Below are 23,619 nucleotides of genomic sequence, written 5' to 3'. Positions count from 1 at the left end.
TATTTCGGCTCAGGACCGGCGAGAAGCAACCACTAAGTGGTGCAATAGTCGGCTCGGTCCGAATTCGAGACGCAGCATAGATTACATGCCAAATCGTGGCATCCCTAGTCGTGCTCGCTGCGGCTGTGCTTAACCTATTAATGTCCGTGTCACGCGCGGTTTTATCGTCGGCCTGCAAGCTATCGGGTTGCTTCCACGACTTTCTCCGAAAACAGGACGTTCAACCGTTCACGCGATCGGCCTTGGCGGACCGGCGTTTCGAGCAAAAGAAGGATTCCTCATGGAAACATCATCGTTCGGCACTAGCGAAGGAATGCCCTCGTCACCATGGCTTGGGATATGGGCTATCGCTTTAGGTGCGTTCGCGCTGGTAGTCACCGAATTTCTACCGGTCGGACTGTTGCCCGGGATCATGGCAGGATTCGGTGTCTCGGAGGGAGCGGCAGGTCTCACTGTAACGGCGACGGCGGCCGTGGGTTTCATCGCCGCGCCGATCACTGCTCTGACCGTCGGCAGGCTGGATCGCCGCGCGGTGCTGCTCGCCTTGACTTTCCTGGTCATTGTCTCTGGCGTTGCATCAACCGTAGCAACGAGCTTTGCTGTGTTGCTTGTCGCACGAATGATCTTGGGAATCGGGGTTGGCGGATTCTGGACGGTCTCCATCACCGCCGCGACAAAGCTGGCAGGTAGAGAAAAAGCTCACAAAGCTTCATCGTTGGTTTTCTCCGGAATCTCGGTTGCGTCGGTCGTCAGCGTCCCGCTCGGCTCGTACATCTCCTACCACTATGACTGGCGAATTGCGTTTGCGATAGCCAGCGCTCTGTCGGTTGCCGTCTTGTTCCTGCAGATCTATGCCCTGCCCCGAATTTCCATGGCTAGCGGCACCTCGGTTCAGGACTATCTTCGACTGCTGAAGTCACCCAAAATAGCGCTCATCTATCTCGCGATCACGCTCATGGTCTCGGGTCATTTTTCAGGCTACACGTTTGTGGCTCCGTATCTCCAGCAGTTGGCAAAGTTTGAGCCAAACGCCATCAGTGGCTCGCTTTTCATGTTCGGCCTGGTGGCCGTCCTTGGAAATTTTCTAGGGGGCGCGTTGGCTGGACGTGATCTCCATAAGACGGTGTATGGGAACGCGCTACTGTTCTTCGCGGCGCTGGTGATGATCTCTGCCCTTCCCCAGTATCCTATCGTTACAGCAGGAAGTCTTCTGATCTGGGCTCTTTCGTGGGGCATAGCGCCTGTCGGCACGCAGCTGTGGTTGTCCAGTGAAACCCAAAATGCTCCCGAAGCTGCGCAGAGCCTTAACACCTCCGTTTTCCAGTTTTCGATCAGCGCAGGTTCGATGGTCGGAGGCATAGTGACAGATGACATCAACCTGCACGCTGCGATGTGGGCCGGGGCTGCCATCTTTGCATTAGCCGTACTCATGGTGGTTGCTGTCGGCCGGATGACCGCGGCGCATGGGCCGGATAGCAGTAACCTCTAACATTGCATCAGTCGGCTCTTACATGTAAGACCGGCCGGCTTCATGCAGACGCATACAATCCTGTACGATCTGTATGATCTGATCCACTTCTGCAGAACGTCCAACGTACTTCGGATAAACGAGATAGATATCGTATGTGATTGGCTCGGCCAGAGGTTTAACGATCAGGCCATTCCACAGTTCCGTCGAGGCGCAGAACTGATCAACGATTGCGACGCCGAGGGCGCGTTTTGCCAAAGCACAAGCGAGCTCGGCCCTGGGCACCTCGAATGCTGGTGTAATCTCGACGCCATAGGTCTCGAGCATCGCCGCAACGTACCTTCCGAACGCTATGTTCAGTGCGGGAAGGATGGTCTTGTGCTCCTTCAACTCTGACAAGCTGATCTTTTCTCGCAACGCGAGCGGATGCTCTGCGGTCATAGCGCAGACCATCCGGCCTCGCCCCACCACCTCCACCGTCAGATTCGGATTGCTGGGCGGCAGCAACGTGACCGCCACATCTGTCTTTTTGCTAAGCAACTCGTTCGGTACGTCGATCGCTAACGTCGTGCAATAGTTGATCTTCGTTTTCGGATTTTTCCGATGAAACAGTTCTATGACTCTCGGCAGCAAGCCCAAGCCGAGGGCCGGACTACAGCTTACGCTTACCTCGTTCGCCGACTTGCTTGCAAGGTTCTCGACGAATCGATCTACCTTTAGTGCAGAATCGTAAACCTCCTGCACCTCCGCGAACAACGCCACAGCTGCGGACGTGGGCAACAACTTCCCGCCGGTCCTGTCGAAGAGCTTCAGGCCGAGACTATTTTCAGTGTGGGTGAGGAGCCGGCTGACAGCCGGCTGGGATACGAACAGCATTCGCGCCGCACCACTAACGGTACCAGTCAGCATGACGGCTCGGAACACCTCCATCTGCCGCAACTTGAACTTCATCTCACTCCCCGTTTGCTCTGTCTTCAGCCGTCACGATGATGCTATGCCCCAGACCAGGTGAAATCGGCCTGCCGGAAATGTTTTGAGAACACAGCCGCACCCCGTTGGCCAGGAAGACGCACCTACATAACCAAATGTCATGGACGCACTCATATTGGTATAACCGCCCAGATGCCGCGTTGCTATGATTTCACCAACATAGCAGGTTGTCGAGTCCATCCTCGTTTGCGCGCCTGTGCTTGACTAAAAGCTTCACACATTTATGCGAAAAGTGTACCTCTGACCTGCCCAAGCCCCTGTGGGACGGCGCTTGGCAAGTGCCTGGAGGTTCAATCGTTGGCTGATCTGCTTCTTCCAGATCGGTCGCGTAGTAGCTCATGCGGCGGTTGCTGCGCGATTCGCCGGTCGCCACAACGCTCTTCTTCAAATTGCAAGTATTCGTCAGGGTTGGTGAATCAAATGGACATGGTTGCATGGGGACCCAGCGATGTCAGCGACGGATACGTTGCTAGCGCAGACGTGGAATACCATACACAGCTGTTCATCAACGGCAGCTGGGTTGAAAGTCATGGCTCTGGGTACAGTGAGCTTCACAATCCCATCACTGGGCATGTGAGAGCACGGGTCGCACATGCTGACAACTCGGATGTATTGACCGCCATAGAGGCATCCAGAACGGGATTCGCCGTGTGGCGAAAGCGCTCAGCCTTTAATCGCTGCAAAATTCTTCGGATCGCAGCGGACCTGCTTCGGGAACGGGCGCCGCGGGTGGCTGCACTGGTCACCCGCGAGCAGGGTAAGCCACTACGCGAAGCAGGCGCGGAGATCGAGCTCTCGGCAGATCTCCTTGACTGGTTCGCCGAAGAGGGACGTCGCGCGTACGGTCGCGTCATACCCGCTCGCGCTCCCGGTGTCAGTCAATGTGTCCTTCGTGAACCGATCGGGCCAGTCGCTGCGTTCACACCTACAACTTTTCCTGTTTCACAGGCAATACACAAGATCGGCCCCGCACTCGCAGCAGGCTGTTCCGTCGTCATTCGGCCCCCCGATGAGCTGGCGGGCACCACTGCGGCTCTCGTCGAGGTGTTTCAAGATGCTGGCCTGCCACCGGGCGTTCTTAACGTCGTCTTCGGAGACTTGCACGAGATCTCGGAAAACTTGATTGCTCATCCGGCGATCAAAATGGTCTCTTTTATTGGTGCTCTGGAGCACGGCAAACTTGTCGCCGCGCTTGCAGGTGTCCATATGAAGCGAAGCAACGTCGAAATGAGCGGGCACACGGCGGCGATCGTCTGCGCCGACGCGGATATTGAAACGGCGGCTAAGCTCCTCGCCTACTGCAAATATCGGAACTGCGGACAGGTTTGCGTTTCCCCGACGCACTTCATGATTCAGTCCAGTCGATTTGATGAGTTTCGGCATAGGTTGATTGAAGCAGCGAAGGGGATCATTACCGGCAGCGGAGACGATGTCGGTACGAAAATGGGGCCGCTGGTGAGCGCCAAGCGACTGCACGACATCCAGGCGTTGATTGAGGACGCCATACAGCGTGGCGCGCGTCTTGACCTTGGTGGACATCGGATAGGCTCAGCAGGCCATTTCCTTGAGCCGACGATACTCAGCGGAATAACACCGGATATGCGCATCAACGACGACCAGCTGTTTGGGCCAGTCGCACTTCTGAGCAGTTTCGAGATGCTGGACGACGTTATTGAGCAAAGCAATCGACTGCCATTTGGGCGCGCAGCGTACGCATTCACATCGTCGCCGATAACAGCCTCTCATCTTGTTTCAGGGCTCCAGGTCGGGATGCTGTCAATTAACCATCTGGGCCTGGAGCTTCCCGAATTGCCGTTTGGGGGCATCAAGGACGGCGGGTTTGGATCTGGTCACGTGACCGATTCTATCGATACATATCTCGTACCGAAGATGGTTTCCCACGCTGTTCTCTAGCCGGCCGCGACATATCTGTCGCCACCGGGTTACCCGTTAATAGTCTGGTTTTGAATCCAAGGATATCTCGTGAAAGAACACTCCTGATGCGAGGATCAGCTCGTCCCGGTTGAACGGTTGCATGCCGCCCCGCGTTGCGGGCTTAAACACCGTGTCACCGCGGCGGATGGTGAGGCCGGTCGCCGCACAGATCGCCCGCTTCTGCGATTGGCATGCTCTCCAGGTCTGCTCCCCATAGTAGCCGGATCGCGGATCGCTCCAACGGACAGCGATCGATTTAGGCGAGAGGCGCCCAACAACTACAGCAGGAAACTTTCGGGAATTGCTGCTCACCGCGACGTTGTACCGCCAGACACCGCCTGCGTTCACGGTTCGATCGTCGCCACGACGTGCGGTTGCCGCTATATCTTCCAGTCCTCCTTTTTCAGAAGAGGATAAAAGATCGATCAACGCACGCTTAAATAGACGTCCTTCGTTTATATGATTCATAGCTATTCTCACAGGGGACCAAGTTTCCGAACCGGCTCAACGGAGAGACCCTCGGATGTTGGCCTAAAGGGAACGCATTTATGCAAGAGCTGACCACAGAGCTTCTAACCGATGCGAACGACGTCCAGAGGGTTGCGCAAATTAAGCCATAGGCGTTGTTATGAAACAATTGAACGAAAGTATTGAGCCACTGGTTTCCTTCAGAGTGCTGACATGAAGCGAACTAAAAGTCCCTCCTGGGCAGCGTCAGACCTTGGGGCTCCCCAGAAGGAGCGTTCATTGGCTTTTGCAAAGGGACCCATGCCATGCCCCGACACTGCTACTCGTTGCTTATCTGCGTCATCCGAAAACCCGCTGGGACAGCCGGTCGCGCAGTTGGCAAAGCTGCTAGGCGCTGCTGTCGTCACCCCTCCGCGGGACGTAGCGCAGGTCGTTGACGCTCTCTCCCGCTCGCTGATCAACGCTTTCGGGCTAAGTTACGTCTATGTCACAGTGAAAGACTCCTCCCATGTCACCCGGTTTGAATCGCTCAGTCAGTTCGACTCTAGCGGTGATGGCAACCCCGCGACTGGGTCGGATCAGCTGGCTACAGAGCTTGCGACGCTCGAACAGCAAAGCTGCAACGTGCAACAGGAGGAATCGGGAGCTGACCTATACAAGCTCTGTTTCTCGATTGACGAGGGGGTCGGCGTCTTCATTGCGGGACGTAACAGATCTACCTTCCCGACGCCGCTCGAACTCTTCGCCCTAAAGGCCACAGCGCACACTGTGGCCGCATCTTTACGAATGTTGAGGGTGAGCAGCAATCCGCCAGCCGGCATGCGCAAAGACAGCAAGGCAACGGGAGCTGAAGTCAGCCGTTTCCACAACGTCGAACTCCTGTTCCATGCCCACTCAATCGTGGGCGTGTCGGCCGGCGCCCATGATCTGTTACATGACGAGCTTCGGCTGCGCGAGATGCTTGACTCGGTCCCCATGATGGTTTGGCGCAGTTTGCCCGACGGAAAGTGCGACTTCATGAACCGTGCATACGTTGACTACGTGGGCGCTGAGCAACAGCAGCGGGAAAGCTATGGGTGGGAAGACGCTATACACCCCAGCGACGTCACTCAAAGGATGGCCAAGTGGCGAAAGGCAATACAGACCGGCCAGTCTGCGGAGGCCGAAGTGAGAATTCGGCGCGAAGATGGGGTGTATCGATGGTTTCTCCTTCGCGTCGAGCCCTTTCGAAATAGCACCGGTAAGGTGGTGCGGTGGTACGGCGCGGGCACAGATATCGAAGAGAGAAAGCGTGCCGAGGAAAATTCGTACGACAGTCACAAACAGCTTAGTCTGATCGTCAACAGTATTCCGATGCTTGTCTGGTCAGCGCTACCGGACGGTCATGCAGAATTCTTCAACGACCGCTGGTATCAGTACACTGCCCTATCACCCAGTCAAACCGATGGATGGGGATGGCTCACCGCTGTCCATCAGGACGACTTCCGGAGAGCAGCACAACATTGGCGTACCGCGATTAGCACGGACGGCAATGACGAACACGAGTTCGAGCTTCGTTTCAGGCGGCATGACGGCGAATTTCGCTGGTATTGGCTCAGGGCAAACGCCATGCGATTCAACACTGGAGTTCTGAAACGCTGGTACGTCACATGCACAGACATTCATGATCGAAAGTTCGCGGAAGAAAGCGTTCGTCGCAGCGAGGCCTTACTGACTGAAGCCCAACGGCTTGCCGGGCTCAGTATTGTCTCGTGGCAAAGCGGCTCGGACACCCTGTCATGGCGTGGCGATCTGTGCGAAATGTTCGGCCTTGCACCCCACGAACCAGTAACTCGATCAATGATCGAAGGCCGTATTCATCCAGACGAACAATCCTTTGCTTCTGAGAATGCTTGCCTGCTTCGCGAATGCAGCGAGCGAGGTAGGGACCCTATTCGCATTCTTTTGCCAGACGGCGCCGTCCGCTACCTGCGTTACCACGCATACACCAGACCCACGACCGCCGGAGACATCGAATTTATCGCAACATTCCAGGACGTCACCGAGCAGCATTCGGCCTCCGAAGCGCTTGCGCGCGCTCAAGCGGACCTATCGCGCGCCTCCAGCGCGAGCAGCCTCGGTGTTCTGACAGCTTCAATCGCACACGAAGTGAATCAGCCCCTGGCAGGGATTGTAACGAATGCGAACACATGTCTGCGGATGCTTAACAGTGATCCCCCGAACGTGACTGGCGCGATCGAAACCGCCCGGCGAACCATACGTGACGCAAATCGGGCCGCCGACGTTATCTCAAGGTTGCGGAAGCTCTTCAGTCACAAGGAGATCAATGCTACTTGGTGGGACCTCGAGGCGGCGGTGCGTGAGGTCGTCGAGCTGACTCAAACGGATTTTCGCTCCTTTGGCATCTCTCTCATCGAGAATTACGATCAGCTTTTGCCGCCCGTACTCGGGGATCGCATCCAGTTGCAGCAGGTCGTGATGAATCTGCTTCGGAACGCCATGGATGCGATCGACGCTGCGTCAGGTAGCCCACGCTCAGTCGAGATATGGGTGACTGGAGCGCCTGGATGCGTGCACTTGAAGGTGAAGGATTCGGGCGTCGGGATCGATTCCAACCTTGCTGACAAGGTTTTTGAGCCGTTTGTCACATCAAAACAGAACGGCATGGGAATCGGACTTTGTGTCAGTCGTGCCATTGTAGAAGCCCATGGCGGAAGTTTGTGGGCACACAATAACGACAGCTGTGGGGCGACATTCGGGTTCTCCATTCCGTCCGTAGGTAAAATCACCGACGCTCTCGGCTAGGCTTTGTTCTATGAGAAATTGACGAGACAACCCCATACCTTTGGCTAATAGACAATCATGTATTGGGAAGCTATCGTCCTTCAACGTGTCTGAGAGCTTCGTCGCAGCCAGCAGTCGCGGACAACAAGTCTTTTTCTCGCTTTTGCTGGGGCCTAGTTTGTCTCCAGTACTTCGTCTGGGAAGTACGATGAAAAAACGACTACTCGTGTCGGTGGTCGATGATGATGAATCGGTACGCGAATCGTTGCCCGATCTTATTCGAGAGATGGGCTTCAACGCGCTGGCCTTCAATTCAGCAGAAGCGTTCCTGGAGTCCGATTCGGTCGTGCGGACGCAATGTTTGATAGTTGACCTAAAAATGCCTGGGATGGGTGGGCAGGCGCTTGTGTCGACGCTTAGGAGACTGGGAATAAGCATTCCCGTCGTATTCATCACAGCCAACCAAAGCAGTGCGATCCGGGAACAGTTACTCGGCGACGGCGCCGTGGCATGTCTCTTCAAGCCCTTCAGCGACGCCGAACTTTCTGAGGCACTTCTTCACGCTGTGTGTGAAAAGTAGCCCTGGCTGGTTGTATAGGAGACTTTCGTGAGCTCAACGTACCCTGTGCTGCAACGCCCATCACCTGCCCGACAAAAGCCCCCCTCTCCGACCGTATTCATCGTCGACGATGACATTTCTGTCAGGGAATCGCTTGAGTCGCTGATCCAGCATGAAGGCATAGACGTGAAGACCTTCGTGAGCGCCACGTCATTCCTCGAACATGCTCCTTCGACGGGCCCAACGTGCTTGCTGCTGGATGTTTCGATGCCGGGCCTGAACGGACTCGATCTGCAGAAATCCCTGATCCATGATCGACCGGCAATGCCGATCATATTTGTAACGGGACACGAGGACGCCCGAACGGTCGTGCAGGCGATGAAGGCTGGGGCGATCGAGTTCCTGACGAAACCGTTTGATGACCAAGCGTTGCTGATAGCGGTACGCGGCGCGATTGAACGCAGTTCGTCGCTCCTGCGCAAGGAACACCGCAAAGCAGAGATCAATTCCCGATACAACGCACTCACCCGTCGGGAACGCCAAGTATATGTGCTGATAGTCGAGGGGCTCCTTAATCGCGAGATAGGCCACGAACTCGGTATCAGCGAGATCACAGTAAAGGCACATCGCGGACAGGTTATGCGGAAGATGGAAGCCGAGTCACTCGCTGAGCTGGTCCGGCTGGCAGGTGAAGCCGGGAGTCCTGACAGCAACGGGTCTGCGACTCTCTAATAACCGCCGTTTTTCCCCGGGCATGGAGAGAGCGTGTGGGTAGGGTGTCCATGCGAACGTAAGCAAAAGTGCGGCAGTGCTTGAATTACACGGCGACACAAACGCTGAGCGTCGGCGGTGGTCTTCCAGACATATAAAAAGACGGCGCAATCGAGGTCGAAATGACTGCCTTCCTGGAAAGCCTTCTGGGCGTTTAGAAAACGGTAATCGAGATCGCTTATAGCGGAGTTCCCGCCCGTCACATTCAGTGAGACACAAAAATGATGGTCTTATCCACCGGAAAGTGCATGCCCATTTCTGTATGTGAACAAGGGTCGTGATGCAGCTTCTGTTCTGAAGCCCGTTCTGCTATGAACTTCAGTGGGTTTTGGTGCGTGTGCGCGCTTCAATTCCGTGAATTATCTTTTAGAGAGACGAATGATGAGAGCATGGCTATGGGATGGATCTGCAGGAATCGAACATGTGAAGTTGTCGGACGCGCCAGTCCCGGAACCACAACCAGGCGAAGTCGTGCTGCAACTTAGCCACGCCGCACTAAATCCTGCGGACCTGTACCTTGCGGAGGGGCGATATCCTTATCCCGTGAATCCACCACTTCCTCATGTCCTGGGACGTGACGGCGTCGGAACGATTGTCAAGGTTGGCGACGGAGTGAAAAACGTCGTTGAAGGCGACAGACGGATTATTCTACGGAGCGATGCGGGGGTTTTCCGGTGGGGAACATTTGCCGAGCAGTTATCCATTTCCGCCGACTCTCTAACGCCAATCCCCCAAGGATGGAGCGACGAGGAGGCATCATGCGCATCTCTGGTCTATGCGGCAGGATACCGCGCACTTACGATGTGGGAGCCTCTCAAGCCGCAGTCGGTTGTGCTTGTGACCGGCGCCTCGGGTGGCGTTGGCGTGGCAACAGTACAACTTGCAGCAGCGATGGGGCACATAGTTGTCGCCCTGTCCCGCAACGAGGAAAAGCAGAAGCGCTTAAGGTCGCTTGGCGCGGCGCTCACATTTAATCCCGAAAATCCGGGGTGGCCAGAAGAGTTGAGAGATTCCCTCAAATCACGGGGCGTTGATCTGGCCGTAGATAACATCGGAGGGAAACTGTTCCCGGATGTCGTCGCTGTCATGGGCGAACACGGTCGAATCAGTCTCGTAGGAGAACTTGCCGGCCCGGTTCCCAATTTTGATACCGGAACGCTTTTCTCGCGCCGGCTGCGGATAGGTGCGATGGCTCTAGGCTACTCGTCGCCGGAGGAGACTCGAAAGACATGGGAGGAACTGCTTAAAGTGATGACCGAAGCAGGTGCGCGCCCTCAGATCGATCAGGTCTTCATGTTCGATCAATTACACGAGGCGTTTGAACGTTTGACGAAGGGCCCAATGGGGAAAGTATTGATCCGCATTAATCCCTGAGCAGGCAAAACTGTTTGGCCCTGGTTGCCTTACTTACGCTACCAGCTGCGAGCAGTCGTTTAATAACTAATGTCTCGCTTGAACTGATACGCGCGAATTACGCTGTTCGGCGCGCGCCGTGGACAAGGTATCTATCGATACGCAGTCCCGTCCCGGCGCTTCAGATTCCATGCTTGACCTTCCCTTGCAAGGCGTATGGTTAGCTGCCTGAACTCAAGCAGGCGCTATGCTGGCTTCGCCTCCGTCTGTCATCGCACTTCTGCTTAGCGAATCCCAGATATCTCAACTTGTTACACATCGCATGTAACCAATTCTGCTTCGTAGCCGAACTACTCCCAAGCGCGTTAGTCGCGTTGTACTCGGCGCGTACTTGATTTGTACCTAACAAAAGGTGATTGGAAATGAAACTGAGGATAGCAATGGCGGCAGCTGTGTCGGCCTTTCTGGCGGCGTGCGGGGGCGGATCTGACAACGTGCAAAGTCCTGTCGCGCAGCTTTTCGCGCAGACCAACGACAGCTCTAACGCCGTGGTCCATTTTGTCCGCAACGCGGATGGCTCCTTATCTGCGAGGGGGAGTGTGCTTACCGGAGGAAAAGGTACGGCTGGCGTTAACTACTTTATGGGCAACATCGTTGCTCCGGACGCGCTGACAAGCAACAACAGCGTGATTGTATCGTCCGATAAGACGCGCCTCTTTGTCGCAAACGCAGGCGACAATACTGTCAGCACTTTTTCTGTCGGCACATCCGGCGACCTCACATTGCAGGCCGTATCGCCAACTGGCGGTGTCCGCCCCACTTCTCTTGCCTTTTCAAATAACGTTCTCTATGTTTCTCACCAGCAAGGACTGCAAGAACTTGGCGCGTATCGCGTTAGCGCCGACGGCAAGCTTACCCAGATTGGCCAATACGCCGTCGCGGGACCAGAAGCGCTGCCCACAGAAGTGGCAGTAAGTCCAGACGGGAAGTTCGTCGTCGTCACCGGCTTCCTGAAGACGGTCTCTCCCGTTCAACCCCTCAATATGCTCCTCGCGTACCCGACGAACAGCGATGGCTCGCTCGGTACACCTGTGTCCACTGCAACCGCAGGCGTAGGCCCATTCGGTGGACGATTTGGATCCGGTACACTCGCCTCAGTTTTTTCTGTGGCTGAGGCGGCGGGAGGCACGGCCAGTTCGTACTCGTTGTCCTCAACGGGGGCATTCAGCGTACTCAGCGGCCCAGTCGTCGTTACCAGACAGAAGGCACCGTGCTGGATCGCACTCACACCAGACAATCGCTTCGCTTACGTTGGTAACGGCAGTGGTACGGTTTCTTTGTTCTCGATCGACAGCACAGGTAAGCTCAGCATGACGAACCCTGTCGCTGCGACAGAGACACCAGTCGCGGGCCAAACTTCCGCGTTTGCCAACGATTCCTGGGTTAGCCCCGATGGCAAATACCTCTACCAGGACTATGCGGGGGACGACAAAATCGTGGCATATGCGATCGGCGTTAATGGTGCCCTGAAAAAATTGGGCGAGCAGCCGGCCAATACACAGGCCAAGATCAGTTTGCAGGGTCTTGCAGGCACTTGACGGCACGCTCTGAATCACGAGACTGGGCGCGCGAGAGAGATTCTCTTTGCGCCCTAGCATCTTAATCAGTCGAACGAATCCTGAATCCAGTCACGCGGGAAGGCGAAGGGGTGATGCATGGGATCGGACTCAGCCTTCTCCCGTTGATGGAATATAGGAGGCCTAATGCTGGCCGCGCAACTCCACTCGAACAGCACACGCCCCGGTCTCGCGCGCGCGAGATCGTCGGCGCACTTCGCATCAGATAGGTCACCGCTGTCTGGTCGGCACAGACGCAGCGACGAAAGAACCCCTCTGATGACGAAGCCGTAACAGATCGGGCTGATTGTCGGTGTCCCTCGCGAGGCGGGTTGCATCGGAGGGCGCTCAGTTTGCAAGTCATAGACATGTGGGTGATGCTTGCGCGGCCTTATCTAGGCCATTGCGCAACATGAGTTCGGGAAACGGGAAATTGCATACAGTCGAGTCGCAGCTTAAGGCCTTGTTTGTCCGCGGACTCGAGGGCAACGCATCCGATTACCAGCTTTTCCTCGCCGAATTAGCCGGACATTTACGCGGCTATCTGCGCAGGCGTATCCCAAACTTTCGCGACGATATCGAGGATCTGGTTCAGGAAATTCTGCTAGCCGTGCATAATGCACGTCACATTTTCAGGCCGAACGAGCCGCTGACAGCATGGGTTCACGCAATAGCCTGCTACAAACTGATAGATTTTCTAAGGATACGCACGCGACGCGAATGGCCGGTCGAACCTCTCGGCGATCAGGATGCGCTTTTCGCGGAGTCCGACAAGGAACGCACCGAGGCGCGGCGTGATCTCGGCAAGCTGCTCGCTCATCTGCCTGTCAGGCAGCGACTTTCCATTCTGCACGTAAAAGTCGAAGGACTCTCGGTGGCCGAGGCTGCTCGGATCACCGGGCTCACAGAGTCAGCCGTCAAAAACGGCATTCGTCGCGGGCTAAAGGCGTTGGGCATGCTTGTGCGAAGATTCGACGAAAGTGGATGATCTCATCGAATGCTCGCCGTCGGCATCGCACCGACGGCTTTTTCACTGCACGCTTCTTTGTGTAGCAGCCGCCTGCATGATTGCGCCGCATCGTGCGCATCATTTCAAGTTAACAGCATCGCCAACGATCTGACGTTGAACGACTTGAGTCGCCGTTTTGCCGTATGCTTTCGTTTCCGGTTTTCCTTAGCGAGGAAGCTTTTTTGCGTCGCCGCCTGCACGCATCATGAGTTCCAACGTCGCTTCAAGTCGAATAACGCGCTCTGTCAGCCCCTCGATCTTGGCCTGCTGATCCTTGACGGTGCCAGCCAGTGACACAACCTTGTCGTTCATCTTGATAACAGTCGTGAGCGCGTCCCAAACTTTGTCCGTGACGCCCATCAGTGCTTTCCTTCCGTCAACGCTGCGATACGTTTATTCGACTCCGCGACGAACGCAAGCGCATCGTCCAGCGCATCGTTCGCTTCGCTCGTGGAGGCGTTCACGCGCGCGATAAGAGCATGCATATCCTGCTCATCCTCTGAGGGCGTAAAGCCTTGAGCAGCCTGGCGCATCAGTTCACTGACGTTAAGTCCCAAGCGCTTGGCGGTGCTGGCTATCGCTCGCTTCTGAACGGCCGTTACCTGAACGACGATCCGCTCCGTTGCTGTTGCCATTCCGTTACTCCTATGTACATGGACATGATATGTACATTTTAGCGATATTTAAGGTGAAGTCAAGCAGACGCATCAGGCTACGAGGCAGTGAATGGACGACGTAGATATCGACGTTCTTACTTCGACCGGAAGCTCACGTCGCGTTGTGGCGAACACGCCGGCTAGGGCCAGATGAGAATAAGCGCAAAAGCTGCTCGCGTAGATCTGAGACGTCCAGCAGATGCTGGGCCCGTGTAACGGCGACGTACAGCAGCCGTAGCTCGTCGTCGTCCAACGTCAGCCGGCCGTCGACGTACTTGAAAAGGAAGTCGTTGACCACTTTGACGCGCTTCCATTCGAGACCTTTCGCTCTGTGTACGGTCGAGATCACATAGTCGCTGTTGGCCTCTGAGGACGCGCGTTGCGAAAGCGCTCGCAGATAGTCGGTCCCGAGCTCGTCAACAAACCTGACGATTGGCAGCAGGTCGGAGCCCGCAGCGCTTCTCGCGAAAGACTGTACGTCCTTCCACGACTCAAACAGGGAGAATGCCGCTGGCTTGTAGGCGCGGCGCCCGTCGAGCAGCGCATCTGCACCGTCGGCGTAAGCCACGATCTCCGCGGAGCTCATACGGATTGACGCTCTGTGACCCGCCTCGATGCCGGCCGCAAGATGCCAGATAGCCGAGACGTTCTTCCGGCACAGGATCGCATCGACGGGAGGAGCCAGCGACGGGTCATCGACGCCTATTGAACCGATCGAGTTTTGTCCGCGGACCGGAGTGCTCTCACCCAGCAAGGCAAGCAGGCGGCTGGCGAGGGTGGCGATAACAGGGCCGAAACGGAAAGATTCCGTCAGCGCGTACTCCGGCGCGGAGATCTGCGCCATCGCGTTCACGGCCCCGCGCCATTCGTAGATCTGCTGGTACGGGTCGCCAACGAAAACGGTCTGTGCGTGGGTCTGCTGGTTCAGGAGCCACAGCATCACGCCGTCGCTGTCCTGCGCCTCGTCGAACAGGATAAAGTCAGAGTCAATGCGGGGGACGCTCTGCGCCCACACCTTCAGATAGACGTCGGGAATGATGGCGCTGTGGCCTCGCGGCTGCCTGCTCTCATCCCATAGCCGGGAAACATAGGGGAGAAGACCGTTGCGCAGCCAGTCCGCGGCTCGCGGATCGATCTTTTCGTCGACGGGCACGTGAATGGCGGCCGGGATTTCGTCGGCCGACCGGCAGAACCGGCCTAACCCGTCGACGATCATCCGGCCGATTTCGAACGGCGTGATCTCAACCGCCTTGCCGGTGACAAGTGGCACCTCCAGCGCTGACAGTCCGAATCGGGCTGCAAGATCGTGCGGCGGCTCGGCCGGATACCCTACCCTTGCCGCTAGCTCGGGCGCGACAGACCTGTAGGCAAGCGAGTGCACGGTCGCCGCCGAAACGTTCGCGGGGAAACTGCGGCGCGCGTGTTCGGCAATCTCACGGTTGAAGGCCAGATAGGTGCCACGCTGAGGCGACAGACGATCGGCAACCAGGCGAAGCGTTAAAGTCTTGCCCGCGCCGGCATACGCCTTTATCTTTAGCCTGCCGCCCGCCGGTACGGCGTCGAGAATCGCCTGCTGTTCCGTTGTCGGATGGATTGATCGAGCCATTGCGGGCGGATGGTCTACTCAGTTGGTTCGGCGGGGGTATTCTGGCCGGAGTTCTGCCGCCCTAAAGGATCAGTGCGCCCTGCAGGCCCCCGCCCGACGCCAACTAAAAAAAAGCGCCACTCTGTGGCGCCTGCTGTATGCGATCTTGGTGCTGGACTGTCAGGTTTCTGACGCAGCCGTTTTGCGCGCGAGTACGCGCACCTTGCCTCGATACGTCTCCTTGGCCTTTACGTCCTCAAACGTGCCCTTCGCAGCCGCCGCTTCCACGCGATCGAGGATGACTGCAGCCCCGCGCTTCTGAAGCGCGACCACCTTCGGTCGGACCTTGCTAGATGCGTTCAAAGCCATAAAAGCCTCCCTCGTCTGATGCTGGATGTGTGACACATCGGACTGATACGTCGAGATCGCCACGCTCAAATTTCCTGGCAAGCCTATTATATAGCGCGTCCAGCTTGCCGGTCTGAGGCATGTAAAAGTACTGTGACGTCCGGGGGATTGCCTCTGCGTGCCCGACAAGGGCCAGACAGAGCGCCTCGCTGAACTGCCAGATCATGGCCGGGTCTGGCAGGGGCCAGTCTCCCGGATTGAACATCGTCTGTCGGTCGGCCTCGGCCCGGAAAAACTTTACCAGCCGTGAATCTGGCGCCGGTTGGAAACCGCCATTCCAGGCCGCAGCAGTCTGGCGCACGAACTCTTCATCCTGAGCGGCGTATGCCATCACGTCGATGAAGAAAACGAGATGGCGCGTTCCGGCGTACCCGATACCGCTGACCTCCACCGCTTCGTCCACGACTACTGGCCCCGCGACTCGCAAAATGTCGGGGCTGCCGGCGTCCGGCTGAAAAAGCGCCGCCAGCAAGGCGTCACTCACATATTCAATCATGTTACCGCGCACTCCGATCGACCAGGACCGGATCATTCTCTCACCGGGTTCGCAATGTCAAACCGTACTCTGCGGACCGCGGCCGCGCTTATTCGCCCTCGCCGTGACCAGAGCACCCAGTTACCTGCCCTGAATCGATGACAGGGAGACCGGCCTGAGAGGGTCGAAACGAACCTCTCCAACGCATTCCGTCTCGAGGATCGGCCTGAAGCGCGCGGCCGCCGCCATTGACCGGTCCGTGCTCAGACTGCGTTCACAGCATCCTTGAACGCCTTGCCCGCCGAGAACTTGACCGTCTTCGCCGCTGCGATCTGGATCTCAGCGCCGGTCGATGGATTACGACCGACCCGCGCCGCACGTGCGCCCGTCGAAAACGAGCCGAACCCGACCAGTTGGATGGTTTCGCCTTTCGCGACCGCCCCGCTCACCGTGTCCAGCAGCGCATCAAGGATTTCCGCGGTCTTGCCCTTGGCCAGTCCCGTCGTTCCGGCCACCGCGTCGATGAGTTCCTGTTTGTTCATGCTGAGCTCTCCTTCTGCTGTGTGAAAGCCCGCCACCCTATCGCATTCCGCGTGGCTCCGGCAAGAACGGCCCGCTCGTCTGACCCATGCGCCATTGCCATTTGTTGTGCCGCCGGCGCCCGGCAGCGGTTCAGCACCATTTTGCGCACGCGCCTCGCTCGCGCAACGAAATTGGTTACTACTGCTGTGCGATGCACCATTCTTCGCGACGACGCTCACAGGAAGGTGCAGGCGCAAATTCCACGTCAACTAATTTTGTTAACACTGTACCGTCTTGTTGCAACAAATTATGTAACGCAATGCGCACCAATGGCCGCGACGCGGCTGTGAATTAGTCGAACGGTGCGGTAGTTGACCGGCCTCCTTCCGGTCCGTCGCAAACCGGCCTAGCGCCGGATCGATGCGTCGCGTGATAGTCGGAGGCTGCCGCCAGCGCACTGTCGGACCGGGCCGTCGGTCGAAGTCGCCTTCCGATTGAATCTCCGAGGTCTCGCCCGCCCATGCTCAATGGCTGGTCTTCAGCGAGCAAATCGCAGGTGCCATTGCCTCTACCCGGCCATGAACGGTCGGTCGCCATCAGAGTTGAGTAGCCGTTCGAATGGCTGTTCCACTTCGAAACCTTCCAAATGAAACGCGCAGTCCGCCGTGAGACGCAGCGAACGCTACAGTACATATCACGGGGGGCGCTTTCGCCGACTCGGTGTAAATTCCACTTTGAGTCAGCCATGCCTTGTCATCCTGCGAGATTTGATCACCAAACTTTATGTGGAAAGTTGACAGCTAGGTGCTGCTCGACCACTCCTGTAAATCAATGCGATAAGCGGCACGTCGAGGCTGCCATTTAGAAAAATGAGAGCAAAAATCGAACAATCAGCTCGAACCGCCGTCTGCTTAGGCATGTTGGCCGTCACTGCTTCTTTTTTCACCCCATGGCACGCTGAGCGAGTCACGAGTCTTTGTGCGACAGACGCGCATGGCGTTGTCATTCCAGATCGCAGTGTTGACGGAATCCTGCGCTATTTTGAGGGCAGTTACTATCTGGAACGACCTCGCTCAGACAATGCAGTGGTCGCCCGCTGCCATCCAAAAACAGGGTGCGACAATGCCGCCGAGGCAGCTCAACGTTTTCTCGGCTCAAGCGCTCAGGCACAGTTCTGTGGAGAAAGACTTTCACGGCTCAGAGTGTCCGGAGCGGTAGTTTTCGAGCTTACACAGGCCTATTTAAACCACAACTATGAAAGTGGTCGAAAGGCGATGCGATGGTCGGGAATACTTTTTACAGCAACCGGTGGCCTTGTCCTATTGCTTCTATTTCGAAAGCATCGGTAGTGCCGCAATAGATCAAAACGCCATAAAGGCAATGAGACAGACAACGACCGTTGTCATGCTGGAAGCGGCTCTGGCAGCGGCACGAGCGTGAAAGTCAGGCCAATAGCCGTCATTCGAGGCATCCACCTAGATCGTCGACGAATATGCCGATGTAAGAATCGGCCCCTCTTCCCCGGTCCCTCATTGCCATAGAATGAGCCTCCTCCATCACTCCGATAGCAGGCACTACGATGAACGTTCGCGTTGGGATTGTGGGGATCAGCGGCTTTGGCGGTGGTGAGGCGATGCGTCTAATCGTTGGCCACCCGTCTTTCGAGCTAGTCTATGCTGCGGGCGAGGGCAGCGCCGGCAGCCGGTTAGCCGACCGTTTCCCCGGGGTGCCGGCGAGGCTGGCAGAGCTGGTAATCCAGAAGTGGGATCCGGCGACCCTTCCAAAACTTGACGTTCCGTTTGCGTCTCTGCCAACGGGCGCGTCGGCCGAGGCGTTGGCTCGCGTCCCACGCGACGTGAAGATCGTCGACATTGGCGGTGATCACCGATACGTGGACGGTTGGGTGTACGGGCTCGCCGACGTCTGGCCAACCCGAATCGAGGGACAACTTCGCATAGCCAACCCTGGCTGCTTCCCCGCCGCGACGCTCAATGCCTTGGCGCCTCTTCTTGCTGAGAAGCTGATTGAGCCCGCAAACATTGTGATCGACGGGAAGACCGGGATATCCGGTGCGGGCCGAGGCGGCGGCGAAAGTACGGCTACGCAGAGACAAACGAGAATCTGATGCCCTATGGCCTTCTACAGCACGTCCATATGCCCGAGATCGAGCGGACGATTGAACGGCTGAGTGGGGGCAGCGCGGCCGGTTTAGTCTTTACGCCACACTTGGTGCCGATGACCCGCGGCGTACTGGTCACAGGGTATTGCCGTGGCCGGGCGACGACCGGGCAGTGCCTCGAGGCGGCTCGACGCTTCTACGCGGGGCGCGCCTTCGTTCGCGTGACCGACAAGCCTCCGCAGACTAAATGGGCTACCGGTTCGAACCTTGCCTTTGTCAGCTACGCCGCAGATCCGGAACGCAACCTGGTGATCGCCATGTGCGCGGTTGACAATTTGGGTAAGGGCGCTGCCGGCCAAGCGGTGCAGAACGCAAACCTGATATGCGGTTTGCCTGAAACCGCAGGGCTGGATGGCGTACCAGTGTGGCCATGACAACCTGCGCTGAACGGGCCAGGCTTTGCTTGATTCTTGGACTAGCCCGCCGGCGCAGCACCCGGGGCTGAGACATAGTGTCGCTGCTCGGCCATCAAGAGCCACTCGCCCCGATGCTTACTACGCCGCCTGAACGGCGCGTCTTCTCTTGGTAAAGGCCATTCGAACTCCAGATCCATGTTCGTCAGGTTGCCTAGGCGGCGTCGAGATGAGAATGGGCTTGTGCTCCCGCTGCGCCACTCAGGATGTTCGAGGTTGTCCGGGTTGCTCTTCTTTCAAGCTCCTGTACGACCTCGCGCAACCGCCTCCGCTGCGGTATTCCGTAGCCGTTCCACGGAAACTGACCATCGAGCAGTATCGCTCGAAATCGTTGGCGAACAGGCCGCAATCCTTGTAGGCGACTGGCTAGCGGTGCTTGCTGTAAGGTCGTATTATTGGTATGCCAAGCGAGCCACAAAAATTCCGGACGCTATGCCCAATCTAAGGATGAATAATGCCGAGTATGTTTAGCGAGATGGAATTGATCACTGAGAGTGACGTGGAGCAAAAATTCATACTGAAATTGCTAACCGAGGCGTTGCCAACCGGCCTAGGTTATAAAAATGGAGATTTTAAAACCAAAGCGAATATTAAGCGCATCTCCATCGACAAGGGAAATAAAAAACATCTTTATTTCCCTGACTATGCTGTAATCATTGATGGCTTGCCGCTTTTGATAATCGAGGCAAAAACTCCAGGATCAGACTTAAAAGAGGCGATGCGCGAAGCTCGTCTTTATGCAACCGAAATCAATGCGTCGTATCCTAGAAACGTTAATCCGTGCGAGCGCATTTTGGCAACCGACGGTAGGACTCTATTAGCGGGATACTGGGATAGCGATGAATATATAATTGAGATTGCAAGCGAAGAGTTCACAGCTGTAAGTCCGGACTTTCTTAAGCTGACGGATTTTGCGGCTCACCCCGCACTCACTGCGCGAGCGCGTGAAATTCTCGGGTCGATAAAGAGCGCTGCCCGCTATTTCAAGCCGCTGCATATGCTCGGTGGCAAGGCAGTTATTAATGAAACTATCGGAGACAATTCGTTCGGAACAAACGTTTCGATAGAGTACAAATACTTGTTCAACCCAGACAGTCCGGAAGATAGAGCTTCGATCGTTCATCATGCTTACGTGACATCCAAGCGCAAGCAGGCTCACGTGGCGCCTATCGATAAACTGATTCGTGCAGCAATGCCCCGTAACGTTGTAGATGCCCGAGAGATAGAAGACTCGAGAAAACCAACAGAGGTGTTGGAAGCGGTCGGAAATATCGACAGAGTGAAGAACGAGATTTGCTTGTTAATTGGTAGCGTGGGCTCTGGTAAATCTACGTTTACGGATTATCTTCGTTTGGAAGCGCTGCCCGCAGCCGCAGTCAATGCGACGGACTGGGTGAATTTGAATTTGAATAAGGCCCCGCTGTCTCGCGAGCTTATTTATGAGTGGATAGTCGCAGAAATTATCTCGGCAATCGCGAAACATCATTCTAAGATCGATTTTTCAGAAATCTCATTTTTGAAAAAGATCTACGCTAAGCAGCTGGCCGCGGTGGAGAGAGGCAAGGCTTCCCTATATCCGAAGGATTCGGAAAAATATATCGATGCGATATTCAACGAAATCGACAAGCTTCAGGAAAGTAGCGTTGCAACGCTTGCTGGAATCATCGACTATTTATACAAAAGCAATAACAAACTTCTCGTTGTGGTGCTCGACAACTGCGACAAGCGCAACCGGGAAGATCAACTGCTTATGTTCGAGGTGGCATCGTGGCTAAAGAATACATTCATTTGCATGGTTTTTTTGCCGTTGCGAGACACTACGTACGATCAGTATCATAATGAACCCCCTTTGGATACGGTGATCAAGGATTTGGTGTTCCGGATTGACCCTCCGCTTCTAGAGCGTGTTATCTATGCGCGCCTTAGCTATGCGCTAAGGGAGATCGACATGCAGAACAATAAGTTCAGTTTCTTTCTGCCTAACGGAATGAGAGTCGATTGTGCGCGATCGGAAGTGGGTTTGTATTTAAAATCTATGGTCGCATCGTTGTTTCAAGACCAGCTATTTAGACGAATAATATCGGGACTTGCTGGCCGGAACATAAGAAAAGGGTTGGAAATCCTTTTGGATTTTTGTAAGAGCGGATATATTGGCGCGGATCAAATATTGAAGATCAGGGCGTCCGATGGTGATTATCATCTGCCTCCTCATCTAATTGCACGAATCTTGCTTAAAGGAAAACGGAAATACTATAGCGATACGGAATCTAATGTTAGAAATCTTTTTGCCTCCGATGACTCTGACCCGCTACCCAATCCATTCGTTCGGATTGCGGTACTTCAATGGCTAAAGAATCGGGCCCGTGAATATGGGCCGAACCGTACCCTCGGATTCCATCAAATAGCGACGTTAGTAAGCGATCTTCAAACAGCGGGTTATCCGGAAAAATCGGTTATCCGGGAAATCATGGTTCTGACATCGGCCGAATGCATAAGGTCTGAGGCGCAGACCAACGAAATATCCCCAAACGATCTTGTTGCGATCGGCCCTGCCGGCCATGTGCATTTGGATTTATTGCGAAACATCAACTATCTATCGACAGTAGCGGAAGACGTATTATTTCGAGAAAATCAGGTGGCGAAGGCTATTGCCGACAACGTGGTCGGAAGGGGTAAGTTCCGAACCGACAGCCGCCAAACGGCAATCAACAATGCAGCCTTGCTTACCGGCTATTTGACCTCGTATTACGAGAAATACTTCCTAGGCGAAGCTAAGTTGGTATATTCCGAATCGACTGAACAGTTAGTTGATATTCCGGAAATCGAATTATTTGTGAAGCAGCAGGTAGAAAACGACGATATTCTGAGAAACGTTGGGCGGCTTGAGGCTGAGTACCCTGTCGGTTCGCAATTGGAGGCGCAGATAGTATCGGTGCAAGATTATGGAGTTTTCGTTGAGTTTGGCTTAGACGGAAGTGGTTTGGTCCATAAGTCAAATTTCAACGGCGTGAAGACCGATACGATAGACGCTCTTGAAGCCGGAGATTGGGTTACCGTACAAATCTTGAAATATAATCATGAGCATCGGAAATTTGACCTGAAATTGGTTGCAGTCTCCGATATTCCGCAGGTGCCACAGCTATAGGTTGGGGTGGGGCGTCCGTCGCTTGTCTGGTCCAGAGCAGTCATCCAAGCCATTTCGGGTCAAACGGCTCATGTGGGTCGGGAGTACTCACCTGCGACTGGCCGCTTCCGGGAAGCGGATTTTCGGTGGCCGCTTTCCGGCGTCGAATTTGAATAGCGACTTGACGCAACCCGACCCGTTCCCGCCCCTCAGCTTGTTTCTGCGAACGTCACCAACGTGCTCCAAAGCTGTCACACGTTGTGCGGTCGGCGTCTCAGGAGGCAGTCTATTAACGTTCGCTCCCGCTCGAACTGGCGTAGACCGTATTAATTCTGTCACCGTTACGACAATAAATATGTCAATCTCCGGGCGTGCCGCGTCATCGCCTGAAAAGCCTTGCCGCATACGGAATCGATGGAGCGAAATAAAATTGTCAACTGCATGCGCAGATATGATAAAGCGACTGCCCGGTACGCGCCACGCCACACCGAAGGCAATTGGCTTGTCTCACGACCCATCGCCCCGGCCGCGGGGTTTCCGAGATCGGCCAAGAGTCGCCGCTCAAGGCGTCTATCCACTGGCGTTCCTGCGGTCTCGTCCGTCCCTTCGCAATGGCCGGTTTGCGGCGAGCAAAATGACAGCGGTGTTGCCTCAAGGCGGCCACGAAGGGACGTTCGACAAGCCAAGAGAAATCATCGAAAATCGTCGATCCCTAAGGTTCATCCTCTATAACCGTTCTATTCGCTCACCAATTCCGATGATCGAAGCCGAGAAGGCGATTGTTGAATGCCTGTCCGTGTTGGTCGGAGAAGAGCTTTCCGCGTGTCACAGGGCTGCGGATATGCTCACGCTGCACTTTGGGCCGGTTAGGCAGGACATCGGGCCACTGGGCAACCGGCGTTTGATTGGCGCATGGGGGTTGCACATACAATGCCCGTGGCGGCTCGAAGTCGGCTCGTCAATATATACGGGGAGATCGGATCTATGGGAGCCCGAGACCGAGCCGGGTGACGACTTCGATTGGCAAACATGGGACTTCGAAGCTGGAAACTTGCGAGACAAACGAATGGCGCTGCTACTGTCAGGCGAAGCGATGGACAATCCGGCTGCTACAGCAAAGTCGAGAGACCGGATTGTGGTCGAAGGCGTGCAAGCGGATAACTTCGGCGGAGCTCGAATTTCCATGTCACAGGGTTATTGTCTTGCCATGTTCCCGGATGGGACGCGGAGTGAGGACTGGCGATTCTTCTCTTTGGGAGAAAGCAGCAAGCACTTTGTTGTTGCAGGCAAAAAACTGTCCTAGC

17 protein-coding genes and 1 pseudogene are annotated in these 23,619 nt (G+C 55.8%); 11 read left to right on the top strand and 7 right to left on the bottom strand.

What is annotated here, in order from left to right; translation table 11 throughout:
- Positions 1–280 precede the first annotated feature (280 nt).
- Positions 281–1,489 carry an MFS transporter gene (locus AAGS40_RS27570; RefSeq protein WP_345816731.1) on the top strand — a complete coding sequence of 403 codons (1,209 nt, stop codon included), beginning with the start codon at positions 281–283 and terminating at the stop codon, positions 1,487–1,489.
- 18 nt (positions 1,490–1,507) lie between these two features.
- Here AAGS40_RS27570 and AAGS40_RS27565 read toward each other — a convergent pair whose 3' ends face one another.
- On the bottom strand, positions 1,508–2,419 hold the full coding sequence (locus AAGS40_RS27565) for a LysR family transcriptional regulator (protein ID WP_345816730.1): 912 nt from the start codon (positions 2,417–2,419) through the stop codon (positions 1,508–1,510).
- A 459-nt stretch (positions 2,420–2,878) separates the two neighbouring features.
- Between AAGS40_RS27565 and AAGS40_RS27560 the strand changes: the two genes are divergently transcribed.
- The gene (locus AAGS40_RS27560; protein WP_345816729.1) at positions 2,879–4,372 is read left to right on the top strand and encodes an NAD-dependent succinate-semialdehyde dehydrogenase; all 1,494 of its coding nucleotides are present in this window, start codon (positions 2,879–2,881) and stop codon (positions 4,370–4,372) included.
- A 36-nt stretch (positions 4,373–4,408) separates the two neighbouring features.
- Here the strand turns inward: AAGS40_RS27560 and AAGS40_RS27555 are convergent, their stop codons facing one another.
- Complete coding sequence (locus AAGS40_RS27555; protein WP_345816728.1) at positions 4,409–4,861, bottom strand: DUF3331 domain-containing protein; 453 nt, start codon at positions 4,859–4,861, stop codon at positions 4,409–4,411.
- A 279-nt stretch (positions 4,862–5,140) separates the two neighbouring features.
- Between AAGS40_RS27555 and AAGS40_RS27550 the strand changes: the two genes are divergently transcribed.
- The 6 genes from AAGS40_RS27550 to AAGS40_RS27525 all read left to right on the top strand — a co-directional run bounded on the left by AAGS40_RS27550 (position 5,141) and on the right by AAGS40_RS27525 (position 12,932).
- A complete protein-coding gene (locus AAGS40_RS27550) occupies positions 5,141–7,666 on the top strand; it encodes a PAS domain-containing protein (protein WP_345816727.1) in 2,526 nt (841 codons plus the stop codon).
- A gap of 187 nt (positions 7,667–7,853) precedes the next feature.
- Complete coding sequence (locus AAGS40_RS27545; protein WP_345816726.1) at positions 7,854–8,225, top strand: response regulator; 372 nt, start codon at positions 7,854–7,856, stop codon at positions 8,223–8,225.
- A 27-nt stretch (positions 8,226–8,252) separates the two neighbouring features.
- Positions 8,253–8,936, top strand: coding sequence for a response regulator (locus AAGS40_RS27540; RefSeq protein WP_345816725.1), 684 nt, complete (start codon positions 8,253–8,255; stop codon positions 8,934–8,936).
- Between the two features lie 510 nt (positions 8,937–9,446).
- On the top strand, positions 9,447–10,349 hold the full coding sequence (locus AAGS40_RS27535; protein ID WP_345816724.1) for a zinc-binding dehydrogenase: 903 nt from the start codon (positions 9,447–9,449) through the stop codon (positions 10,347–10,349).
- Positions 10,350–10,750: 401 nt separating this feature from the next.
- Positions 10,751–11,926, top strand: a complete 1,176-nt coding sequence (locus tag AAGS40_RS27530; protein WP_345816723.1) for a beta-propeller fold lactonase family protein — start codon at positions 10,751–10,753, stop codon at positions 11,924–11,926.
- 430 nt (positions 11,927–12,356) lie between these two features.
- On the top strand, positions 12,357–12,932 hold the full coding sequence (locus AAGS40_RS27525; RefSeq protein WP_345816722.1) for a sigma-70 family RNA polymerase sigma factor: 576 nt from the start codon (positions 12,357–12,359) through the stop codon (positions 12,930–12,932).
- Positions 12,933–13,118: 186 nt separating this feature from the next.
- Here the strand turns inward: AAGS40_RS27525 and AAGS40_RS27520 are convergent, their stop codons facing one another.
- From AAGS40_RS27520 to AAGS40_RS27500, 5 genes are all read right to left on the bottom strand, one after another.
- Positions 13,119–13,313, bottom strand: coding sequence for a hypothetical protein (locus AAGS40_RS27520; RefSeq protein ID WP_345816721.1), 195 nt, complete (start codon positions 13,311–13,313; stop codon positions 13,119–13,121).
- A complete protein-coding gene (locus AAGS40_RS27515; protein WP_345816720.1) occupies positions 13,313–13,588 on the bottom strand; it encodes a hypothetical protein in 276 nt (91 codons plus the stop codon). Before AAGS40_RS27515 ends, AAGS40_RS27520 begins: the two co-directional genes overlap by 1 nt.
- A 133-nt stretch (positions 13,589–13,721) precedes the next feature.
- Positions 13,722–15,215: an ATP-binding domain-containing protein gene (locus AAGS40_RS27510; RefSeq protein WP_345816719.1), complete on the bottom strand. Its 1,494-nt coding sequence runs from the start codon at positions 15,213–15,215 to the stop codon at positions 13,722–13,724.
- A gap of 328 nt (positions 15,216–15,543) precedes the next feature.
- Positions 15,544–16,098: a hypothetical protein gene (locus tag AAGS40_RS27505; RefSeq protein WP_345816718.1), complete on the bottom strand. Its 555-nt coding sequence runs from the start codon at positions 16,096–16,098 to the stop codon at positions 15,544–15,546.
- 242 nt (positions 16,099–16,340) lie between these two features.
- Complete coding sequence (locus AAGS40_RS27500) at positions 16,341–16,619, bottom strand: HU family DNA-binding protein (protein WP_345816717.1); 279 nt, start codon at positions 16,617–16,619, stop codon at positions 16,341–16,343.
- Between the two features lie 1,559 nt (positions 16,620–18,178).
- Here AAGS40_RS27500 and argC point away from each other — a divergent pair.
- The 3 genes and pseudogenes from argC (at position 18,179) to AAGS40_RS27485 (ending at position 23,618) form a co-directional block, all read left to right on the top strand.
- Positions 18,179–19,152: pseudogene (argC, locus tag AAGS40_RS27495) on the top strand (N-acetyl-gamma-glutamyl-phosphate reductase).
- A gap of 493 nt (positions 19,153–19,645) precedes the next feature.
- Positions 19,646–22,336: a type I restriction endonuclease gene (locus tag AAGS40_RS27490; RefSeq protein ID WP_345816716.1), complete on the top strand. Its 2,691-nt coding sequence runs from the start codon at positions 19,646–19,648 to the stop codon at positions 22,334–22,336.
- Between the two features lie 613 nt (positions 22,337–22,949).
- Positions 22,950–23,618 carry a hypothetical protein gene (locus tag AAGS40_RS27485; protein ID WP_345816715.1) on the top strand — a complete coding sequence of 223 codons (669 nt, stop codon included), beginning with the start codon at positions 22,950–22,952 and terminating at the stop codon, positions 23,616–23,618.
- Position 23,619 lies beyond the last annotated feature (1 nt).

The organism is Paraburkholderia sp. PREW-6R (assembly GCF_039621805.1).
GTDB lineage: Bacteria > Pseudomonadota > Gammaproteobacteria > Burkholderiales > Burkholderiaceae > Paraburkholderia.
The sequence above is the reverse complement of the archived record's forward strand: the minus strand, read 5'-3'. Positions and strand labels throughout refer to the sequence as shown.